Annotated in this window: 22 protein-coding genes; 14 read left to right on the forward strand and 8 right to left on the reverse strand. The window is 41.7% G+C overall.

The genetic code is table 11. The features are described from left to right. Positions 1-145 precede the first annotated feature (145 nt). Positions 146-1,786: a chaperonin GroEL gene (gene groL / locus U0035_RS04835; RefSeq protein WP_114788914.1), complete on the reverse strand. Its 1,641-nt coding sequence runs from the start codon at positions 1,784-1,786 to the stop codon at positions 146-148. A gap of 91 nt (positions 1,787-1,877) precedes the next feature. Further along, complete coding sequence (locus U0035_RS04840) at positions 1,878-2,159, reverse strand: co-chaperone GroES (RefSeq protein WP_114788915.1); 282 nt, start codon at positions 2,157-2,159, stop codon at positions 1,878-1,880. A gap of 532 nt (positions 2,160-2,691) precedes the next feature. Between U0035_RS04840 and nusB the strand changes: the two genes are divergently transcribed. The 6 genes from nusB to U0035_RS04870 all read left to right on the forward strand — a co-directional run bounded on the left by nusB (position 2,692) and on the right by U0035_RS04870 (position 7,298). Further along, complete coding sequence (nusB, locus tag U0035_RS04845; protein WP_114788916.1) at positions 2,692-3,618, forward strand: transcription antitermination factor NusB; 927 nt, start codon at positions 2,692-2,694, stop codon at positions 3,616-3,618. Positions 3,619-3,701: 83 nt separating this feature from the next. Further along, positions 3,702-4,157 (forward strand): DUF1573 domain-containing protein, encoded by a 456-nt coding sequence (locus U0035_RS04850; RefSeq protein WP_114788917.1) that lies wholly within the window; start codon positions 3,702-3,704, stop codon positions 4,155-4,157. Between the two features lie 21 nt (positions 4,158-4,178). Beyond that, positions 4,179-4,511, forward strand: coding sequence for a preprotein translocase subunit YajC (gene yajC, locus U0035_RS04855; protein ID WP_114788918.1), 333 nt, complete (start codon positions 4,179-4,181; stop codon positions 4,509-4,511). Positions 4,512-4,591: 80 nt separating this feature from the next. Then, on the forward strand, positions 4,592-5,185 hold the full coding sequence (gene coaE / locus U0035_RS04860; protein ID WP_114788919.1) for a dephospho-CoA kinase: 594 nt from the start codon (positions 4,592-4,594) through the stop codon (positions 5,183-5,185). 29 nt (positions 5,186-5,214) lie between these two features. Then, positions 5,215-6,129 carry a glycosyltransferase family 2 protein gene (locus tag U0035_RS04865; protein ID WP_114789673.1) on the forward strand — a complete coding sequence of 305 codons (915 nt, stop codon included), beginning with the start codon at positions 5,215-5,217 and terminating at the stop codon, positions 6,127-6,129. Next, complete coding sequence (locus U0035_RS04870) at positions 6,126-7,298, forward strand: glycosyltransferase family 2 protein (RefSeq protein WP_114788920.1); 1,173 nt, start codon at positions 6,126-6,128, stop codon at positions 7,296-7,298. The genes U0035_RS04865 and U0035_RS04870 overlap by 4 nt, the downstream gene beginning before the upstream one ends. Before the next feature lie 4 nt (positions 7,299-7,302). On the opposite strand, the gene U0035_RS04875 is transcribed toward U0035_RS04870, so the two are convergent. After that, positions 7,303-8,034, reverse strand: coding sequence for a 4'-phosphopantetheinyl transferase family protein (locus U0035_RS04875; protein ID WP_114788921.1), 732 nt, complete (start codon positions 8,032-8,034; stop codon positions 7,303-7,305). 131 nt (positions 8,035-8,165) lie between these two features. Here U0035_RS04875 and recF point away from each other — a divergent pair, with 131 nt between their 5' ends. Further along, the gene (gene recF, locus U0035_RS04880; protein ID WP_114788922.1) at positions 8,166-9,248 is read left to right on the forward strand and encodes a DNA replication/repair protein RecF; all 1,083 of its coding nucleotides are present in this window, start codon (positions 8,166-8,168) and stop codon (positions 9,246-9,248) included. 31 nt (positions 9,249-9,279) lie between these two features. Next, on the forward strand, positions 9,280-9,561 hold the full coding sequence (locus tag U0035_RS04885; RefSeq protein ID WP_114788923.1) for a DciA family protein: 282 nt from the start codon (positions 9,280-9,282) through the stop codon (positions 9,559-9,561). Positions 9,562-9,814: 253 nt separating this feature from the next. Here the strand turns inward: U0035_RS04885 and U0035_RS04890 are convergent, their stop codons facing one another. From U0035_RS04890 to U0035_RS04900, 3 genes are all read right to left on the reverse strand, one after another. Next, the gene (locus tag U0035_RS04890) at positions 9,815-10,861 is read right to left on the reverse strand and encodes an ABC transporter permease (RefSeq protein WP_114788924.1); all 1,047 of its coding nucleotides are present in this window, start codon (positions 10,859-10,861) and stop codon (positions 9,815-9,817) included. A gap of 109 nt (positions 10,862-10,970) precedes the next feature. Beyond that, positions 10,971-12,077 carry a BT_3928 family protein gene (locus U0035_RS04895; RefSeq protein ID WP_114788925.1) on the reverse strand — a complete coding sequence of 369 codons (1,107 nt, stop codon included), beginning with the start codon at positions 12,075-12,077 and terminating at the stop codon, positions 10,971-10,973. A 5-nt stretch (positions 12,078-12,082) separates the two neighbouring features. After that, positions 12,083-12,631, reverse strand: a complete 549-nt coding sequence (locus U0035_RS04900; RefSeq protein ID WP_114788926.1) for a DUF1599 domain-containing protein — start codon at positions 12,629-12,631, stop codon at positions 12,083-12,085. 170 nt (positions 12,632-12,801) lie between these two features. Between U0035_RS04900 and folP the strand changes: the two genes are divergently transcribed. Continuing rightward, positions 12,802-13,632, forward strand: coding sequence for a dihydropteroate synthase (gene folP, locus U0035_RS04905; protein ID WP_114788927.1), 831 nt, complete (start codon positions 12,802-12,804; stop codon positions 13,630-13,632). Here the strand turns inward: folP and U0035_RS04910 are convergent. Both U0035_RS04910 and U0035_RS04915 read right to left on the reverse strand, forming a co-directional pair. Next, on the reverse strand, positions 13,616-14,329 hold the full coding sequence (locus U0035_RS04910; protein WP_114788928.1) for a hypothetical protein: 714 nt from the start codon (positions 14,327-14,329) through the stop codon (positions 13,616-13,618). The two genes, folP and U0035_RS04910, sit on opposite strands and share 17 nt — an antisense overlap. A gap of 23 nt (positions 14,330-14,352) precedes the next feature. Further along, positions 14,353-15,111, reverse strand: a complete 759-nt coding sequence (locus U0035_RS04915) for a lysophospholipid acyltransferase family protein (protein WP_114788929.1) — start codon at positions 15,109-15,111, stop codon at positions 14,353-14,355. Positions 15,112-15,227: 116 nt separating this feature from the next. On the opposite strand from U0035_RS04915, the gene U0035_RS04920 reads away from it, so the two are divergent. The 5 genes from U0035_RS04920 (at position 15,228) to U0035_RS04940 (ending at position 20,490) form a co-directional block, all read left to right on the forward strand. Further along, positions 15,228-16,322 carry a hypothetical protein gene (locus tag U0035_RS04920; protein ID WP_170138291.1) on the forward strand — a complete coding sequence of 365 codons (1,095 nt, stop codon included), beginning with the start codon at positions 15,228-15,230 and terminating at the stop codon, positions 16,320-16,322. Positions 16,323-16,337: 15 nt separating this feature from the next. Further along, positions 16,338-17,039 (forward strand): DUF4919 domain-containing protein, encoded by a 702-nt coding sequence (locus U0035_RS04925; protein WP_114788931.1) that lies wholly within the window; start codon positions 16,338-16,340, stop codon positions 17,037-17,039. A gap of 52 nt (positions 17,040-17,091) precedes the next feature. After that, positions 17,092-17,580, forward strand: coding sequence for a hypothetical protein (locus U0035_RS04930; protein WP_114788932.1), 489 nt, complete (start codon positions 17,092-17,094; stop codon positions 17,578-17,580). Positions 17,581-17,831: 251 nt separating this feature from the next. Beyond that, complete coding sequence (gene fbaA / locus U0035_RS04935; RefSeq protein WP_114788933.1) at positions 17,832-18,902, forward strand: class II fructose-bisphosphate aldolase; 1,071 nt, start codon at positions 17,832-17,834, stop codon at positions 18,900-18,902. A gap of 127 nt (positions 18,903-19,029) precedes the next feature. Then, positions 19,030-20,490 (forward strand): hypothetical protein, encoded by a 1,461-nt coding sequence (locus U0035_RS04940; RefSeq protein ID WP_114788934.1) that lies wholly within the window; start codon positions 19,030-19,032, stop codon positions 20,488-20,490. Positions 20,491-20,519 lie beyond the last annotated feature (29 nt).

The raw sequence follows: 20,519 nt of genomic DNA on the forward strand, positions 1-20,519 counted from the left end.
ATGAGTTCCGGTAACTCTAATACGTGCCACCGCTGTTATTAATTAATGCTTTAACACAAAAAGTCCCGCCTCGAAACCGAAGCGGGACTTTTTATATTAGAACGGCCGACAGCTGTCAACTGTCATCTTAAAACCATCAGCTAAATTAATAGCCCATGCCACCCATATCCGGACCACCTGGCATTGCAGGTGCTGCAGATTTAGGTTCTGGTTTGTCAGCAATTACACACTCGGTAGTTAATAACATACCAGCGATAGAAGCTGCATTCTCCAAAGCTACACGGCTAACTTTAGTTGGGTCGATAACACCAGCTTTGAACAGGTTTTCATAAGATTCTGTTCTTGCGTTGAAACCGAAATCACCGGTACCATCTTTAATTTTCTGAACAACTATAGAACCATCGATGCCCGCGTTGTCCGTTAAAGTGCGGATAGGCGCTTCCAAAGCACGTTTTACAATAGCCATACCTGTTTGTTCGTCTTCGATCTGTCCTTTTACTTTCACATCTAAAGATGCTACGGCACGGATGTAAGCAACACCACCACCAGGAACAATACCTTCTTCAACTGCAGCACGCGTTGCATGTAAAGCATCATCTACACGGTCTTTTTTCTCTTTCATTTCAACCTCTGTAGCAGCACCTACATATAATACAGCAACACCACCGCTTAATTTAGCTAAACGCTCCTGTAATTTTTCTTTATCGTAATCAGATGTAGTAGACTCGATCTGAGCTTTAATCTGGTTTACACGACCCACGATATCTGCTTTTTTGCCTTTACCGCCAACAACAATCGTGTTGTCTTTATCGATGGTAATTGAAGCTGCCTGACCCAGAGCTGAAATATCAGCACCTTCTAATTTGTGGCCCATGTCTTCAGAAATAACTGTACCACCTGTTAAGATGGCGATATCCTGTAACATTTCTTTTCTCCTGTCGCCAAAGCCGGGAGCTTTAACAGCAGCTACTTTCAAAGTACCACGTAATTTATTTACCACCAGGGTAGCCAATGCTTCACCTTCTAAATCTTCAGCAATAATTACCAAAGGACGGCCGCTTTGAGCTACTTTCTCGAGGATAGATAAAATATCTTTCATTGCGCTGATCTTTTTATCGTAGATCAGGATGTATGGGCTTTGTAATTCAGCTTCCATTTTTTCGCTGTTGGTAACGAAGTATGGAGAGATATAACCACGGTCGAACTGCATACCTTCTACTACGTCTACGGTAGTATCAGTACCTTTTGCTTCTTCTACAGTGATCACCCCTTCTTTACCTACTTTACCAAAAGCCTGAGCAATCAAATCACCGATCTGATCGTCGTTGTTAGCTGAAATAGAAGCAACCTGTTTGATCTTTTTGCTATCGCTCCCAACAGTCTGGCTTTGCGCTTTCAGGTTCTCTACTACTAAAGAAACCGCTTTATCAATACCACGTTTCAGGTCCATTGGGTTAGCGCCTGCAGCTACCATTTTCAAACCTTCGCTGATGATAGCCTGAGCTAATACAGTAGCAGTAGTAGTACCATCACCTGCAATATCAGCAGTTTTAGAAGCTACTTCTTTTACCATTTGAGCGCCCATGTTCTCAATTGCATCTTCCAGCTCAATTTCTTTTGCTACGGTAACACCGTCTTTAGTTACAGCAGGAGCACCAAATTTTTTCTCAATAACCACGTTACGGCCTTTAGGGCCCAGGGTTACTTTTACAGCGTTTGCTAAAGCATCAACGCCTTTTTTCATTTTATTTCTCGCTTCTATATTGAAGTGTAATTGTTTTGCCATTTCTATTTAGAATTTAAAGTATTGAATATTAAATATTAAATGCAGGATGATACGTAGTTTATATGCGTCATTTTACATTTATTATTTTACATTAAACGATAGCGAGAATATCGCTTTCACGCATAATTAAAAGATCCTGACCTTCGATCTGGATTTCAGTACCCGCGTATTTACCGTACAAAACAGTGTCTCCGGTTTTTACAGTCACCGGTTCGTCTTTTTTGCCAGGACCGGCTGCAACTACAGTACCGCGTTGTGGTTTTTCTTTTGCTGTATCAGGGATGATGATACCGCCTGCTGTTTTTTCTTCAGCTGCTGCTGGTTTTACGATTACCCTGTCATGTAAAGGGGTAACAGTCGATTTTTTAGCCATTGTTTATCTTTTTAAAAAATTTGATTATTTAAGATGATTCTTATGAATCACTTTATGGTTGGCAAATGTACCCTAAATAATATGCCACGGTTAGGAAACATGAAATTTTTTCAGTTTGATGACAGGTTACCGGCCTCCTTTTTATGCAAATGACAAGATGGCAATGTGAGTTGATTAACGAATGAGTTGACTAGTTGATGGGTTGACAGGATGGCAAGGGTTAGTTGGATAGGTAGACTGGGTTGTTGGTTGATAAGATTGCCAGTTGACTAGTTTAAAAGATTACCAAGGTTCGTTGCCATACAGGCCCCGTTTAACCTATCAATTCTCACCCCTCAACTAATCGACCGGTTAACCTTCCCCACCTCCTCAATCCTCCTCAGCTTATCAACCAGTCACCCGCTCAGCAAGCCCTACCAGTTAACCTATCAACTTATCAACCTGTAGACCATCTCCCTGTCAACTAACAACTTTTCAACCTGTCAACTAATAAAAACCTTATCTTCGCCGGTTCAAAATAGTTCTTGATTCAATGATTAGCAGAAGAAACATAAGGGTAAAAGTGATGCAAACCCTTTATTCGTACACCTCCAGTCTGGATACCGACAAACCCCTTGATCCGCAAAAAACGCTTAGACAACATTTCAGCCAAACACGCTCTTTAATGGTATATGTAGTGCACTTCTTAACTGAAATAGCCCGCTATGCCGAAAAAGATGCCTTCCGCAAATCGCATAAATATATACCAAGCGAAAAAGATCTGAATGTAAATACCAAGCTGGCAGGAAGTAATCTGCTTTGGCAGATCCTGGACCTGAACGAGGTTAAAATAGCTTTTAAGAATGAAAAAACCGAACACCTGATCGATGAAGAGCTGGTGAGAAAAATATATACCCAGCTTACTACTTCTCAACAATACCTACATTATATCAATATCCAGCAGCAAAGCCTGCAGGAAGACCGGAAAATATTTGAATATATTTTTAACGACCTGATGTTGGATAATGAAGAATTTGTAGCACATATCGAAGAAATTTTCAGCAATTGGGACGACGATGGCGAAATGATTGTACAAAGTGTTGCCGCATTTATACGGAAACCACAGGCAGCAGGTTTTCAACAAATTATTACTGCCGATAAGGAGCAGTTTGCCGTAAACCTGTTAAAAACGGCGATTGATAAGGAGGACTATCTGCTGACACTGATCACTCCCAAGCTAAAAAACTGGGACCCCGAACGTATTGCCCTTCTGGATATGGTGCTGATGAAACTGGGGGTAGCCGAGTTCTTATACTTCGAAACCATCCCGCCTAAGGTAACCATCAACGAATATATCGACCTGGCAAAGGATTACAGTACCGCTCAAAGTGGTCATTTCGTAAATGGTATTCTCGATAATATTCACAAAGAATTGGTAGAAGAAGGAAAATTAAAGAAAAAGGATTTTAGAAAATCCTGATTTTAAGGCAATATTTTTCGCTGGGTTTGAATATTGATCTACATTCGCACTGCAAAAATTAAATTAAAATCAATCTGGATCACATGAAACGTTTAGTACTGATTATTTCTGCTGCTGCTGCATTAGTTGCCTGCAATAGTAATGGTGAAAACAAAACAGCCACAGATACACCTTTAACTGACTCCCTGAAACAGGAAGCCTTAAAAGACTCATCCAATTTCACTACAATAAGCTGGGTTGACTCCACTTATAAAAACCTGGGCGATGTAAAAAAGGGACAGGTAGTAGAAATTCCTTTCTTGGTTAAGAATACAGGGGACAAACCGTTAATTATTTCGAGTGTTCAGCCAGGTTGCGGATGTACTGTAGCAGAAAAGCCTGAAAAGCCTGTTTTACCCGGAAAAGAAGAAAAAATTGTAGCGAAATTTAACAGCGAAGGTCAAAGCGAGGGTACACATACTAAAACAGTTGTGGTAACTGCTAACACCAAACCTTTCACACAGCACACATTGACGTTCCAGGTGAATGTTACCAAATAATTTTTTTACAGTTAATAAATAATGATGCATTACATTTTACAAGCACAGGGTCAGGGCGGCGGATCTTTCCAATTGATTTTCCTAGTAGGGATGGTTCTCGTATTCTGGCTGTTCTTTATCCGTCCTCAGGCTAAAAAAGCAAAAAATCAGAAAAAGTTCATCGAGGATCTACAGAAAGGTGATAAAATAGTTACCATAGCAGGTATACACGGAAAAATTCAACAGGTAAACGAAGATGGTACCTTGAACATCGAAATCAGCCCGGGTAATTATATTAAAATTGAAAAATCGGCGATCAGCATGGATTGGACAGCACAGATCAACAAGCCTGCTGCTGCTACGCCCGCAAAATAGTTTAAAAGTTTAAAGTTCAACGTTTGAGGTTTTCTAGTTTAAACATTGAACATTAAACCTGCGAACGTTAAACTTACAATATGTTACAAATCGGCCTTACAGGCGGTATTGGCAGTGGTAAAACAACCATTGCCAATATTTTTTCCACCCTGGGCATCGCCATTTACGATGCCGACAGCACTGCTAAAAACCTGATGAACACCAACCAGCAAATAATGCGGCAACTAACTGAACTATTTGGAGCCGATACTTATAAAGACGGCCAACTGAACCGGACCTATCTATCCTCAAAAGTCTTCAATAATGCGCCTTTGCTGGCCCAATTAAATGCCATTACACACCCCGCTACTATAAAGGATTCTATAGACTGGTTTGCCAGGCAACAGGGGCCTTATGCTATAAAAGAAGCCGCATTAATATTTGAAAGCGGGAGCGAAAAATACCTGGATTATACGATAGGTGTATGGGCAGAGAAAGAGCTGCGCATCAAAAGAGTACTTCAACGTGGCGGCGGCCTGGACCGTGCAGCTATTGAAGCACGCATGGAAAAGCAAATGGAGGAATCTGAAAAAATGAAACGTTGCAATTTCGTTATTGACAACAACGGCAGAACATCTGTGATCATGCAGGTGTACGAAATACATCAGACTTTACTAAATTTAGCGAATGGTTGATTACCAAAAGATTTTATCTTCGTAACATAATGCCTCTAACTTCAATAATAACGGTAAACTACAACCAACCAGCCGTTACTATAGATTTTTTAAAATCGGTGAAACGATTTACCAATAGTGACGAAGTTGAAGTGATACTCGTGGATAATGCTCCTGTTGAGAACAGGATGACTGATTTTGCGGCTGCATATCCGGGGCTTATTTATATCCATTCCTCCAAAAATCTGGGATATGCCGGCGGCAATAACCTGGGCATTAAAAATGCCAAAGGCTACTACCTTTTACTACTTAATAACGACACTGAAATAACGGCTGGTTTCCTGGAAGCCCTGGTCAAAGAAATGGAACAAAATCCTTCTATAGGGCTGCTGTCCCCGCTAATTAAATTCTATGAGAACAAGCAGCTCATACAATATGCCGGGTTTACAGCGATGAATTACATTACGGCACGTAATGGCGCTATCGGGGATAAAGAAACCGATACAGGTCAATATAGTAACGACAGCCGGGAGACAGGTTTTTGCCATGGCGCCGCTGTAATGTGCCGTAGAACCGACCTGGACCAGGCGGGGATGATGGATGAACGATATTTCTTATATTATGAAGAGCTGGATTGGTGCGAGAAATTTAAAAAGATCGGGAAAAAAATCTGGTTTACAGGCAAAGCCGTTATTTATCATAAAGAGTCGATCAGCGTAGGTAAAGCCAGTCCTATTAAAGCGTTTTTTATGACGCGCAATCGCATGTTGTATATCAGGAAAAATACCAACCTTACTAACACAGCCTTATTTTCGGCTTATTACATTTTTATAGCCACACCAAAACAGCTTTTGATACATTTGAGAAATGGCAGGACCGATCTGGCGGCCCAAACATTTAAAGGCATTTGGTGGAATTTAACCCATTCTGCAAACAGCAGTTCATTAGGATATTTTATACCATGATTATTCTGTTCTGGATCAGCCTTTTTATTGTTTTTTATGCATTTGCCGGTTATGGCATTTTTTTATACGCGCTAATAAAGCTGAAGCGAATTATCGGCAAGAAGAAGGAGTCCATTATTTTGAATGAACAACGGTTACCAACCGTAACTTTACTTATTGCAGCTTACAACGAAGAGGCCTATATCGACGAAAAAATTAAAAACTGCCTTGGGCTGGATTACCCTGCACATCTCTTCGATATAGTTTTTGTAACAGACGGCTCTAATGACCACACGCCGCAGAAAATACAAAACTATACCCGGGTGAGGCTATATCATAAAGACGAGCGGGGCGGTAAAATGGCAGCTATAAAAAGGGTAATGCCTGAGCTAACCAGCGATATTGTTGTGTTTACAGACGCCAATACTTATTTGAATAAGGACGCTATTAAAGAGTTGGTTAAACACTACCAGGATCCTAAAGTGGGGGCAGTAGCAGGTGAGAAAAAGATAATGGTTGCCGATAGTGCAGATGCCAGCTCGGCAGGTGAAGGATTCTACTGGAAATATGAATCTGCCTTAAAAAAATGGGATTATGAGCTGTACAGCAATGTAGGCGCGGCTGGAGAATTGTTCAGCATCAGGAGATCATTGTACCAGCCGGTTGAGACCGATACGATCATCGATGATCATATGATTGCGATGCGTATTGCCGAAAAAGGATTTGTGATTGCCTATGAACCGAAGGCCTACGCTATGGAAACGGCATCTGCCGATTCTAAAGAAGAGCTGAAAAGAAAGATCAGGATCGCTGCGGGTGGTATCCAGTCTATATTCCGGTTGAAAAAAGCTGCTAACCCCTTTCGTAACCCGATACTTACTTTTCAATATATCAGTCACCGCGTTTTGCGCTGGACGGTTACGCCGTTTTTAATGATACTCGTATTTGTACTTAATATTTTCATTGCTTTACAAACCCAACACCCGCTATACATTGCCTTACTGGTCGGGCAAATTCTCTTTTATGGCTTAAGCGTTGTGGGCTATTTTTTGGAAAAGAGAAACCTCAAAATAAAAGCCTTCTTTATTCCTTACTATTTCTGCCTGATGAATTATGCAGTGATTGCCGGTATTAACCGGTACTTTAAAAAATCGCAAAGTGCAGCCTGGGAAAAATCGAAAAGAAAATAAGCTATTATAATTGCCTTAATAATTCATTGGTTAATTCAATAAACCTGATTGGCTTGTTTTTAAGATAACAAAGACTGGCAAAGTAACGTGCATTATTGTCCTGCATCATAAAACTAAACAGCTCATACTCTTTTCGGGTAAATGTTTTTACAAAATCTGTGTCGATATTTCGACTAACGTCAATGGCTTTAAGACTGTCGATAAGCCCCACTCCAGCTGCCTTTAACAAGGCTTCTTTACGTGTCCAAAAACTATAAAAGGTTGTGATTGGGTCAGAACTGTTTGCAAATGCTGCAAGTTCCTGTTCTGAGAATACTGCATTAACCAGGTCTGCTAACGCTATGCCTGCAACCAACTCCACATCAATTCCCACCCAATCGCTACTCACGGCTACCAATACCTTATTACCCGAATGGCTGATATTAAAAGATGGAAGCCTTATTCCTGTCCTGGTTTGGGCAACCGGTTTCCCTTTTTCACCCTGGCTAATAACAATACTCGCCACATCTAAAGTACTATAATACGCCAGTAGCTTTTTAACTACAACCCTGCCGGTAACAAAACGGTCCGCATCTGCTTTTTGACGAAAGGCTACTGCTTTGGCTAACTCCTCCTGCGTTAATAACGACAAAAAAGGCATTATATCAAGTGCTTCTATATCACAGGCATATACGTGTACCTCATCATTTAACGAGCCCGGGCGATCCGTCCATTTTATTTCTGCGCTATACTCCACAGCTTTGATTAATTAATTATAGCTATTTGCGACCTGCAAAATACCATTTTGATGTGTCAAAGCAAAACCGCAGACAATGATCGCCAGGGGCTAGTGGCATTTTGTACCGGCCAAAGCCTATTTTTGTGTAAATGCTGAGGTTAAATTCCATATCATTATTCCAGTTTAAAAACTACACCAATAAGGTTTTTGAATTCAGTAAAAACGTAATTGGTATTTGCGGCAAGAACGGCGTGGGTAAGACGAATATACTGGATGCGATTCACTATCTCTGCTTTACCAGGAGTTATTTTAGTACCACTGATGCGGTTAATGTGCATCAGGGCTCGAAAGGCTTCAGGCTGGAAGGCCGGTTAACCAAAGATGATATTGAAGAAACCGCAACCTGTATCCTGAGAGAGAACAATAAAAAGGAATTTCTAATTAATGGTGCCGCCTACGAAAAGTTCTCCCAACATATCGGGCGTTACCCCTGTGTAGTCATTGCACCCGATGATGCTGTATTGATTACCGGTGGCAGTGAAGAGAGACGTAGTTTTCTGGATTCCCTGCTATCGCAGCTCAATCCTGAATATTTACAGAAGCTTATTCAGTATAACAGAGTTTTACAGCAACGCAACTCACTGCTTAAATCGGCGGCAGAAACGGGCCGGCTGGATGAAGCATTACTGCAGATACTGACAGAACAACTGATTGTGCCTGGTAATTATATATTTGAGCAGAGAAGTCAGTTCCTGGTATCTTTCTTACCCAAAGTAAAAAGGCTATATACCGAGATCGCTCAAAAAGAAGAGAACTTATCCATTCTTTACGATAGCCGTTTATTAGAGACTTCTTTTGAAGAGCTGTTATCAGCTACCCAAGGCAGGGATCGTATGTTGCAGCGCACCACCGCCGGTATACACCGCGATGATATTATTCTCCAGCTCAATCAGCAGCCGTTTAAGAACATAGCTTCCCAGGGCCAGCGTAAAAGCCTGCTTTTTGCCTTAAAACTAACAGAGCTACAAGTAATTACACAAGAGAAGAAAATTACCCCATTATTGTTGCTGGATGATGTTTTTGAAAAACTAGACGAAGATCGCATCGGCAACCTGCTACAAAAAGTGTGCATGGAAAATAACGGCCAGGTTTTTATTACCGATACCAATCGCGACCGCTTAACAAAACACCTTGAAACTTTAAAAGCCGACTTTGATTTGATATCTTTGTGAGCTGGCTGAGCGGTCGGTTAAAATCTATAGTATGGGAGAGTATTCCTTAGGCGAAGCATTAAAAGAGTTCTTAAATAAAAGTCGCATCCGTGGTGACATACAGGCATTGGAGATCGATGCGGTATGGGAGAATATTATGGGCAAAACAGTAGCGCGTTACACCGACAAACTGCATATCATCGGGGACAAATTGTTTGTTTACACTTCGGTAGCACCTTTAAAGCATGAGCTGGTGTACCAGCGGTCCAAGATCATAGAGCGGGTAAATGAAGCACTGGGAGGGAAAGTGATCAAGGAAGTGATTGTGAAGTAGGTTACGCGGTGCGGGATACTGGTCGCTGGATATTTAAAACCATACTGAGATCGCCTAGAGTAAAAAATATCTTGGTATGATACACCTTCACTAACAACGATGTTTACTTTAGCAGGTACTCTAAGGAAACAACATCCATTCCGCCCTCTCCGATTTAGTTTTGTTCAAACGCTGGTTCCTGAATATTAAACATTGATTACCGAACCTTGAATATCAACAGCTCCCCACTCCCTACTTTCTAAACACCTACTTGCTATCTACTCACCCTCGGATCAAACACCCCGTACAACAAATCGGCTATAATATTCATCAAGACAAAAAAAGTAGCCGATATTAATACCGATCCCATTACAACCGGGTAATCCAGTTTTTCCAAAGCATCTACGGTTACTTTACCTATACCCTGCCAGCCAAATATGTACTCAACAAAAAAGGCCCCGGCCAGTAGCTCAGCAAACCAACCGGTAATTGCGGTGATGACCGGGTTCAATGCATTCTTCAAAGCGTGCCGCCACACTACTATCCATTTGCTCAAACCTTTGGCGTATGCCGTTCTTATATAATCCTGATCCAGCACATCCAGCATGGCACTACGGGTAAGCTGTGTAATAATAGCCAGGGGACGGATGCCCAATGTAATAGCGGGGAGCAATAAATTTTTAAAGCTGAAAATGCGTTCACCGGTCACTTCGTCTATATCAAACCAGTTACCACTGATCTGCAGTCCTGTGTATTGGGTCCATACAAACCCGAAGAGGTAAGCAATCACGATTCCCATAAAAAAAGAGGGCGCAGAAATGCCTACGATGCTTGAAAAGATAGCGCTGGTATCGAGCCAGGTATTTTGTTTAACCGCCGCTACCACCCCCAACGGAATACCGATCACAACGGCAATAGCCATGGCAGCAATGGTGAGCATAATGGTGCCGGGTAAGGCCTGCATCAATATAGCACCCACCTCTCTTTTGCTTTGATAAGATCTTCGGAGGTAAGGAACTTTTATGCCCAGCTTTTGTTCACCGCCTATAAAAATACCTTTGAGCTGTTTGGTGCTGATCTCTTCTCCGGAATGAATGGCCAGCGGTGATACGTCATTTACATACAACAAAAACTGCTTCCATTTGGGTTGATCCAGGTACAGTTCTTTGCGAATATTCTCCTGTGTTTTGGCATCCCCCGTCTGTCCCATCACTAACCTTGCCGGATCTCCGAAACCCTGGAACAAAAAGAACACCAATACTACCACACCGGCTAAAACCAGTATACTGTAAAGGATTTTTTTAATAAGATATTGCGCCATGAATAATGTATGATGTACGATTCAAGATGGATAATGTACAATATACGATGTATGGTGTACGATAATATTTCATCGTCAAATCGCACATCAAATACCTGTCATCGTATTCTTACAAACTTACTTTATCAAAGTTCTTATAGCTCCATTTCCCTTCGATCGTTCCTTTGCTCAACACGTAAATAGTAGGATTGGTGCGCGCTGCCGTGCGGATCATGGTGTTATCACCACTAAGAATTTCTACTGCGCCAAAATTTGTTTTATTGATCGCCGGCTTTAAACGGGTTGCCGCACTGCTTACAATATACACGGGAACATTTTTTTGCTGCGCATCGGCTACAACCCGGGCAAATCCTTCCTGCCATTTTCCCAACGGTGTTTCGGCGCCTTCAACAAATAGCAATACTACTTTTCCGGTATTAAGCAGATCCTGTGTTATATCTTTTCCATCTGGTGCTGTGAGGCCAAAGGCCTTAATGGGCGGTTCGTTATTAACTCCGGGCCTGATCACCTTATCATAACGATCAACAAACTTATAAGTACTGTCATCAAAATCGTCGGGGAATGTTTCGGCTGTAAACTCAACCTTCTTACCGGCCTTTTCATATACAAATGTGATAATGGTGCTATCGGGTATTGCATTGGCAGGCATTTGCATTTGCTGAGGTATATTATTCCCTTTTTTAAAAGGCAAACAATCTGCCACCGGCAAATACTTTAGTGTATACCACTGTGCGGCAAAGCTGAATACCGTAGCCAGCAGCAATAAGATGGTAGTAGCGCCCCTGGCAAATACCGGTTTAATATACTTTGTATTAAAAAAGATCAGCAGTATCAGCACCAATAAAATAATATCCTTGATAAAAGAAGTTTGTGCTGTGATAGGGATACAATCGCCGAAGCAGCCGCAGTTTTTAAACTTGCCAGACAGATATGCATAGCCCGTTAAGAAGGTAAAGAAAACGATCAGCAATAACAACAGCCAGCTGATGGTTTTAATGCGCCAGCCTAACAGCAATGCAGCTCCGGCGATGATCTCAAAAGCGATCATAATAACCGAAAGCGCCAGCGAAATCCCGTCGAGGAAGCCGGTTCCCCAAACCAGGAAAAATTCCTGCATTTTGTAACTAAGCCCAATCGGGTCATTGGCCTTTACCAGTCCTGAGAAAATAAAAAGAATACCCACTATTATACGGGCCATATTTACAACTATCTTCATGGCATTTATTTATCTCCGGCTTCGCTGTCAAGTATTAATGCAAACACCGAATAGTTAATAATATCGTGATAATTGGCATCTATGCCCTCACTGATCAATGTCTTCCCGTCGTTATGAATAATCTGCCTGATACGAAACAGTTTCATCAGTATCAGGTCTGTAAGCCCCTCCTGGCTCATGCTACGCCAGGCTTCTCCATAGTCGTGATTCTTACTTTTCATCAGGTTCTTAGTAGCCTCCACATGTTTTCTATAAGCTTCCTCAACCTGGCTCGCAGGTAAATCCCATGGTGCATCTGCGGGCAACTCCAGCTGTATCAACCCAATAACCGAATAATTGATCATCCCCAGGAATTCGCCGGCTATATCATCGGCAATCAGCTGCTGTTTTTTTTCCTGTATGGTTCTGATCCGTTGCGCCTTAATATAGATCTGGTCAATGATGGAAATCGTGCGCAGCACCCGCCACGCAGTTCCGTAATCTTTATTTTTTTTGAAGAAAACGTTTTGACAGGATGCGATCACCGCATCGTATTGTTCGTTTGTTTTTGTCATGTAATTTGTTTGATGGAACGCAGGTGCCTGGTAAGTAAGTTAAAGCCTGTCGGTTCCGAAAGTGCCCAACCTGTTAACTTTTTCAACCGATAAACTTGTCAACTTTTCAACCAATCCCTACCTTAGCTTCCGGAGAAGCAATTCCGACAAAAATAGCAAAACAAATATTGATGTTCACACTTAATTGTAAAGGCAGGTTACTCAATATCAATCAACCCATTGTTATGGGTATACTGAACATCAACAAAGACTCCTTTTATAGTGGTAATCGCTATACTGCCGATGAAGCGCTCTTACTCAGGGCGCAGCAAATGATCGCTGATGGCGCCGCAATACTGGATATTGGCGGACAAAGTACCCGGCCGGGCAGTGCACTCATTTCTGCAGATGAAGAACTGGCCCGCGTAATACCGGCTGTAGAATCTATCCATAAAACTTTTCCTGAAACGATAATTTCGGTAGACACATTCTATGCAGAAGTGGCGAAGGAGGCGGTGAAAGCAGGCGCATCAATCATCAACGACATCAGTGCCGGCAGCCTTGATGAGGCACTGATTGATACAGTAGCTTCGCTGCAGGTACCTTATGTTTTGATGCACATGCAGGGCACGCCGCAAACCATGCAACACCATCCGCATTACGAAGATGTTTGCAGGGAAGTGCTTGATTTTTTAATCCGGAAAATCGCTTTGCTAAAAACTAAGGGAATTAAAGACATTATTGTTGATCCGGGCTTTGGATTTGGGAAAACCGCCACTCATAATTTCACACTGCTGAAAAACCTGGGGCTCTTCAAAATGACCGATCTGCCGCTCCTGTTGGGTGTGAGCAGGAAAGGATTTATTTATCGTACCCTGGGTACTGATGCAGAGCAGGCGCTAAACGGAACTACCGTTTTAAATACACTCGGGCTGATCAATGGCGCTGATATTTTAAGAGTACATGATGTAAAGCAGGCATCAGAGGCAATTCGACTTACAAGTGCTATAGGTCCTTGTTAACAATTTCTTCTATCGCTGTTTCACCTGTCATTTTACCAAGATCCCAAATGCGGGTGCTGAAGATCTTTTCCCATTTCTCAACCGGTTTAACTTTAGGTTCTTCGAACTCATTTATACCGGTAATCGTTTGTTTTTTACGCGTAGAAAAATTATAGCTGGTAATGGAAGACGCTCCCGATGCTCTATGGAAAGACGATACATCCAGACCAATCAGTTCAAATTTTTTGTTTTGGTAACGGAAAGTATACTCATAATCGGTTACATACCAACTGCCACAGCTTAACCAATAATGTAAACAGATCTTCAATACACCTTTGGATACCTCAATCCCGCCTTCTGAAAAGGGATCTTCCAAACAGGTGCTCTCCTCATCGTTTACAGAAGGAAGAAAAACATCAGAAGCAAGTACCTTTGTATAACCGGTTCCTGTTTTAAAAAGTATGAGCAGCCGGCGCGGGTTGAGATCCAGCTGATCCATACCCAAACCATCATTTTTTTTGAAATTAGCTGCATGGGTATTTCTCAAAACCAATACTACATCGGGTTGCTTATCTTTATTCAGGTCGCCGCTTAGCGCTGTATCCAGCACCCATCCTTTGGGAATATAAGTTTGAAATTCCTTTTTATACGAACTAAGCTGGGCTTCGGATGGTTTAGCCATATAACAGCAAAGCATAAAAAGAAAAAAGTGTTTCATAGCAATAATTAAAACATAGCCCTCTAATGACGATCAGCCGTCAATACCTCCGGCATGAATTTCTTACTTTGCTCAATCGCATCCATTAATTGCTCGGTTATTTCCTGCGCCGAAGCCTCATAATCAATCTGGAGCGGCTCTTTAAAAGTTACCGTAAGCAGGGTTCCTTTTTTGCGAAGAGTAACACCTGTTTTAGTAAACGCTTTAGAAAAGCCATTGATCACCACCGGTATTACGATGGGTTTATGATGTTTTATGATAAGCGCTGTACCTTTTCGCGCCGGCGCATAAGGCGTTGTCGTTCCCTGGGGAAAGGTAATGATCCAATTATTTTTTAAAGACCTTTCAATCTTACGGGTATCGCTGGGATCCAGGCCTGCCCGTTGCTCTTTGCTGTTCTCATTCCAGGTGCGGCGTACGGTAAGCCCGCCTGCCAGTAAAAACAAACGGCTCATCCAGCTGCTTTTCATCGTTTGTTCGGCCGCCACATAGTTGACCCTCGTAAACGGATTCAACACATAAAAAGGTATACCCAGGCGGTCCCTTTTACCCCACTTTATGGCGGAAAAGATATGGAACAGGGTAATCACATCCAGGAAATAAGTTTGGTGATTACAAACAAAGAGCACATTGGTTTTAGGTAAAGCCTTTACTTTGTCTGAACCGTGAATACGTAACTTATTTATAATAGCGATGCCGGGGTAAGTGCATATCCCTACCACCAGGTGTACCAGTTTTTTTACCAGGCTCGTACTTTTTAATCTATCTGTAAACTTTCCCATTAGCGCCGGCAAAATAACGGTTTAAACTAATTAATCATTCATTAACAGCATTTTTTTTATATATGGCTCTATAATAAAAATGAAGTTTTATCGTATTGCTTTCCTAATTTGTGGTTATGAATGATTTGGAGATACTTAATAACCGGCCGTCTAAAAAAAAGATCCTTTACCCGGTTAACAATGAACTGGCCAGCTACCTCGTGCGCCAGGGACGGGAAGTAAGCCTTCCTGTTTCACATACCGATTTACTGAATTTTACCTGGTCAATACCTATAAAGGATGAACAGGGCAACAGCACCTACTGGGAAAAAGCCATATATGACAAAAGGGATTGGGACTACCTGCGGGAGGGCCTGGTAAAGATCTACGCGATCCTGAGAACCGAGGGTGATATGAGCTTTGCCGACCAGCTGGATGTAGCCAGGATTGACTATTGTTCATTTGGCAATTCCCTACCCTTTCGCATCAGGATTGTTAATAAGTTCAACTCCAATTTCGACCACTATTATATCAAGATCACCGACGCTTCCCGGATTTACGGCCTGGAACTGGAGCATTTTTTATCTCCCAACCGGCTTACCTTTTATACCGACAGGGGTACGCTGGTAGAAGAGCATATTCCCGGATTGCCCGGGGACGTTTTCCTGGAGCAATACCTGGATAGAGGTGAAACGAACAAAACGCGTTTGGCAAAAGAGTTTGTAAAATTTAATGAGCGTTGCTTTGTGCGTTTACTAGGAGATATGCGGGCTTATAATTTTGTGGTAGTAGCTACGCCCGACATTGAAAGCTACCAATACCGGATCAGGGCAATCGATTTTGATCAGCAATCTTATGAAGGCCGGAAAAATCTCTATATGCCCCAGTTTTTTAAGGAGAACAATGCATTTGTGACAACGGTACTCAGCCAGCTAAATACCGAGTCCATTGAACAATACAAGGCAGAAGAGTGGTCGGCTATGGCTTACCGTGTGGCCGTAACCAGGTTCAGATTAATGGAATTGCTGAATATAATGTCTCGTGACACCGTTGCTCCGCCCGAAAAGCAGCAATTGCTGATCGACCAGTTAAACGCCCACTTTAAAACACCGGCTTTCAGCAGGTGCAAATCGATGGGGCAGATATTAAAGCTGCATTTAAAGTACATGCTTCGCGGCAACCTGAAGCTGATACAGGAAAAAACCAGGAGCCTGGTAAAGCGCATCAATTAAAGTAATCAAACTGCTATGTTAAAAAAACACATTCTCACACTAACCTTTATCAGTATTGCTGCCTTATCCTCATTTGCACAAAACTCAAACGAACTGGACACCGCAGCCCTGAGGAAAGCCGTTCAGGACACAATTTCCCCGGAAGGTTATAAAACGCTGTTGAGAAAATTTAATGAAGCGCCGCAATACCTGTATGCAAACGAGGGGGCTGTTCTTTACTATGGAAAACTTTTCCAGAAGGGTCCCGATCCGTTTCAACGAATTGCTGCAAAAAAGACATTTAATGAGCTAATGCTACAAAAAAGATTTAACGAAGCCATCATTGAAGGAGAACGACTGGCAAAAGCAGACCCGGTTGATCTGAAGCTATTGGTCATGCTCATGGCAGCCTATATTGAAATCAAAAAGGAGGCGGGCATTAACTTAACCAAAGCTAAATTACAATTATTATCGAATGCTATTCTGTCTAAGGGAAAGGGGGATACAGATTCAACAACCTTGAAAGTTACCAGCGTAGAGGACGAATACACCGTTATGGCTATGCTTAAATTAAATGGTAAATCAAGGAGATCGGAAAGCCGGATTAATTCGAATATCGACCATTGGACTATTATAACAAAAGACGACAGCAAAGGATGGGGGTTTGTGGAAGATAAAAACCGTCAACCAGAAGATAAAGAGAGCAGCTTATATGTAGAAGTGCTGCGGCCCTATTAGATCGTCTTTATTACAACATTATAAACAAGAATTCTACATAAAAACCACTATTATGAAAACGCTGTTACTACCTGCATTATCTTGCCTTATTATAGGATTAACCCTGATAATACAAGGCTATTCCCCATATTATAGCGCCAAAGATCCATCTTATTTAAAGACGTTGGAAAAGCAACAGGTATCTGTTCGCGGCTTCTTCGAGAGTCTCGCCTTTAAACCTGGTACAGCCCCATGTATTATAGCTGAATCAACATTTCCGGATGGATTGATTGTAGCGTCGGATCTTGACTATCTGTTTAGCCAGGTCAACTCCAAACAAAAATGTAAATGTATTGTAAGCTTTTTGTCATCCATTATACCAACAGATAGTGCAGAGCTCGGCGGATATGCCATCGAACTAATCACAGCTTATAGGGAGAAGAAGACCGCCAATTTTGGGCTCTATAAATGTCCTAAACAAGATAGTGCAGTAGCAAACAAACTGCTGAAGTGGCGCGCTGAAAGCAAGCAAAAAAGAATATCTGCATTCAACAAGTATTAAAGTCAGACGTTTGAAAAAGCGAATTGGATCAAAAGGCCTGGCCAGATAGGAATTGGAAACTTAGGGTTACAAAGAACATAACCAACTTTTACCGATACTTACCAATCAAATAATTAGTAACCCATGGATAAGGCAAAACCCGGGTTATTAGCCCCATAATTTATCCCCCTTCGTGTATGTATCACATATTATTATTATCTTAGCGAGCCTGCTTTAAGGCATATATTATTAATAAAAACAATAAGAACAAAATGGCCAAGTACACAGCCGGAGTATTACACGGCAAGGAGCTTGAAGCTCTTTACAACGATGCTAAAGACAATAATTTTGCCCTGCCTGCAGTAAACGTGGTAGGAACGGATAGCGTAAACGCCGTACTGGAAACCGCAGCGAAAGTAAACTCGCCGGTAATGATCCAGTTCAGTAATGGCGGCGCACAATTTTTTGCCGGAAAAGGCATGCCTAATAAAAATCTTGAAGCCAATATTTACGGTGCTGTAAGTGGTGCGCTCCACGTGCATACAGTAGCTAAATACTACGGGGTACCGGTAGTTTTGCATACAGACCATGCTGCTAAAAAATGGTTGCCGTGGATCAGTGCCTTAATTGACGAAGGAGAAAAATTCCATAAAGAGAAAGGACAGCCTCTGTTCAGCTCTCACATGCTGGATCTGAGCGAAGAGCCTATCGAAGAAAATATCGCCACTTCCCTGGAGTTCTTCAAACGTATGGATCCATTAGGTATGAGCATCGAGATTGAATTAGGGGTTACCGGTGGTGAAGAAGATGGTGTTGATAATACGGATGTTGACAACTCTAAATTATATACCCAGCCGGAAGAAGTAGCTTATGCTTACGAACAACTGAGCACCGTAAGCAATATGTTTACGGTAGCAGCAGCTTTTGGTAATGTACATGGTGTTTACAAACCAGGTAATGTACAGTTAACTCCTGTTATTCTGGACAACAGCCAGAAGTACATCGCAGAGAAATTTAAAACAAGCAGCAACAAACCAGTTTACTTTGTATTCCATGGCGGTAGCGGTTCTGAGCAAAGCCAGATTCGCGAAGCAATTGGTTATGGCGCTATCAAAATGAACCTGGATACTGATATGCAGTGGGCATTTGCTGAAGGCGTTTTTGATTATTACAAAAAGAACGAAGCCTACCTGCAAGGCCAGTTAGGTAACCCTGAAGGTGATGACAAGCCTAACAAAAAATATTACGATCCGCGCGTATGGTTACGCAAAGGTGAAGAGACTTTTGTTAAACGTCTTGAAGTTGCTTTTGAAGATTTGAATTGTATCGGTAAAAACGCATAGTAGTATAAAATACGCGAACACATTAACCACTCCTGAATTGGGGTGGTTTTTTTATATCCGACCTACGTCAATTGTAACTTTTAACTAATTTAGCAGCAGAAAATTGAACTTTCAAAACTTAAACCTTATGAAATATATACTGCTGTTCCTTATTCCTGCTTTATGTGCATTACCAGGTAAATCGCAGCCACTGGATTATAGTTGCGGTCCCAAAATTGATAATTATAGCAATATTTATTTCACTTTATTCCAACAGGACTCCAGTAATCTTTACGCTTTCAATTATAACAGATCTGCGTATTTTTTAGACATCTTTCTTAAAAGCGATTTGTCTCAAACAGCGCATATACCCATACCACTTCCCTCCAAAGACAGCATAAAGTTTGATTTCGAAAACCTGTTTGTGCTTAAAGACCGGTTCCTGGTTTTTTACTCGTACTTCAACAAATCGGATCAGGCTATAAAACTGGAAATGCTGGCTTTTGACGCAGCAGGAAAGCGGATGGGAACCATAAAACAACTGGATGAGCTGCCTGGGAAAAATGAGAAAAGAGCCGGTACTTTTATAATTACTAACCGTCCCCTGGAGAACAAGTTTTTATCTTATGGATATAAAAGAAATAAAGGATATTACTATCTTAATTTGGATCACTTCGATTACGAAGGCAATAAATTGGAATCACAGGATTTTGTAATTGACAACTCCCGGTTTCTCGAAGAATCTTTTAATAGCGGCGAAACCATTTGCCGGCTGGAGCGCGACAGGTTTAATGAAAAAACAGCTAGCTGGTTTCTTAGCTTCTACTCATCATCTTCCAGCAAAGTACAGAGCATCGACATCAACCCGGCGGCCGGAAGCAAAATTAATATTGCCGGAAAATTCGGTTCATATATGGAAAACGGTGTTTTGTATTTATTATCACCATACACTACCGGTATGTTCGCTCAAAAAGCCAGGGGTGTGTATCTGGTTACTGCCGATTTAAAAGAGCAGCGTGTGCTGAATAGAGCCGTTATTCCATTTAAAGAAGAAATTTCGGAAGGTGTAGATAGTGAAGATTTTTCCCTGGCTTCCTGCATCATAACCGATATTATTCCCATCAAAACCGGATTACGGGTCTTATTTGAAAGCAGGCTGATGACTTCCGCTTATGGTGTGCCTACCGGTTATAATTTGGGTAATATTGTTGCTCTGGATATCGACAGCAATTTTATGCTGAAAGATATAAACAGGATCTATAAAAAACAGGTAGCCAGGCCGGCAAGTGTCAGGTATATGGGCTTCATCCCACTTTCACATAATGATGCTACCTTTTGTATTTATAATGAGCTACCGCAGAACCTGGGCAGGGCCGACGACAAAATAAAAAATGTAAAGAGCGCGTCTACTGATGCAACAGTAGTCATATCTGCAGCACTAGGCAGTGCGGGTGGTCAAAAAGATATTTTAATCGAAAAAGCCGGAAAGAATGAAATAACGGCCATACTACCTAGAACAGGCCTAAAAGATGCTTTTAGAAAGGGTTGTATATACGCTTTGGTGCAGAAAGGTGGCGATGTGGTACTGACAAAAATATTTGCTCCATAAGAAAGCCCCGCAATGCGGGGCTTTCAATT

The organism is Niabella yanshanensis, assembly GCF_034424215.1.
Taxonomy (GTDB): Bacteria; Bacteroidota; Bacteroidia; order Chitinophagales; family Chitinophagaceae; genus Niabella; species Niabella yanshanensis.

Excerpts from the sequence above, each read along its gene's own strand:
- groL (WP_114788914.1), bottom strand. The coding sequence starts at position 1,786 with ATGGCAAAACAATTACACTTCAATATAGAAGCGAGAAATAAAATGAAA.
- U0035_RS04840 (WP_114788915.1), bottom strand. The coding sequence starts at position 2,159 with ATGGCTAAAAAATCGACTGTTACCCCTTTACATGACAGGGTAATCGTA.
- nusB (WP_114788916.1), top strand. The coding sequence starts at position 2,692 with ATGATTAGCAGAAGAAACATAAGGGTAAAAGTGATGCAAACCCTTTAT.
- U0035_RS04850 (WP_114788917.1), top strand. The coding sequence starts at position 3,702 with ATGAAACGTTTAGTACTGATTATTTCTGCTGCTGCTGCATTAGTTGCC.
- yajC (WP_114788918.1), top strand. The coding sequence starts at position 4,179 with ATGATGCATTACATTTTACAAGCACAGGGTCAGGGCGGCGGATCTTTC.
- coaE (WP_114788919.1), top strand. The coding sequence starts at position 4,592 with ATGTTACAAATCGGCCTTACAGGCGGTATTGGCAGTGGTAAAACAACC.
- U0035_RS04865 (WP_114789673.1), top strand. The coding sequence starts at position 5,215 with ATGCCTCTAACTTCAATAATAACGGTAAACTACAACCAACCAGCCGTT.
- U0035_RS04870 (WP_114788920.1), top strand. The coding sequence starts at position 6,126 with ATGATTATTCTGTTCTGGATCAGCCTTTTTATTGTTTTTTATGCATTT.
- recF (WP_114788922.1), top strand. The coding sequence starts at position 8,166 with ATGCTGAGGTTAAATTCCATATCATTATTCCAGTTTAAAAACTACACC.
- U0035_RS04885 (WP_114788923.1), top strand. The coding sequence starts at position 9,280 with ATGGGAGAGTATTCCTTAGGCGAAGCATTAAAAGAGTTCTTAAATAAA.
- U0035_RS04890 (WP_114788924.1), bottom strand. The coding sequence starts at position 10,861 with ATGGCGCAATATCTTATTAAAAAAATCCTTTACAGTATACTGGTTTTA.
- U0035_RS04895 (WP_114788925.1), bottom strand. The coding sequence starts at position 12,077 with ATGAAGATAGTTGTAAATATGGCCCGTATAATAGTGGGTATTCTTTTT.
- U0035_RS04900 (WP_114788926.1), bottom strand. The coding sequence starts at position 12,631 with ATGACAAAAACAAACGAACAATACGATGCGGTGATCGCATCCTGTCAA.
- folP (WP_114788927.1), top strand. The coding sequence starts at position 12,802 with ATGTTCACACTTAATTGTAAAGGCAGGTTACTCAATATCAATCAACCC.
- U0035_RS04910 (WP_114788928.1), bottom strand. The coding sequence starts at position 14,329 with ATGAAACACTTTTTTCTTTTTATGCTTTGCTGTTATATGGCTAAACCA.
- U0035_RS04915 (WP_114788929.1), bottom strand. The coding sequence starts at position 15,111 with ATGGGAAAGTTTACAGATAGATTAAAAAGTACGAGCCTGGTAAAAAAA.
- U0035_RS04920 (WP_170138291.1), top strand. The coding sequence starts at position 15,228 with ATGAATGATTTGGAGATACTTAATAACCGGCCGTCTAAAAAAAAGATC.
- U0035_RS04925 (WP_114788931.1), top strand. The coding sequence starts at position 16,338 with ATGTTAAAAAAACACATTCTCACACTAACCTTTATCAGTATTGCTGCC.
- U0035_RS04930 (WP_114788932.1), top strand. The coding sequence starts at position 17,092 with ATGAAAACGCTGTTACTACCTGCATTATCTTGCCTTATTATAGGATTA.
- fbaA (WP_114788933.1), top strand. The coding sequence starts at position 17,832 with ATGGCCAAGTACACAGCCGGAGTATTACACGGCAAGGAGCTTGAAGCT.
- U0035_RS04940 (WP_114788934.1), top strand. The coding sequence starts at position 19,030 with ATGAAATATATACTGCTGTTCCTTATTCCTGCTTTATGTGCATTACCA.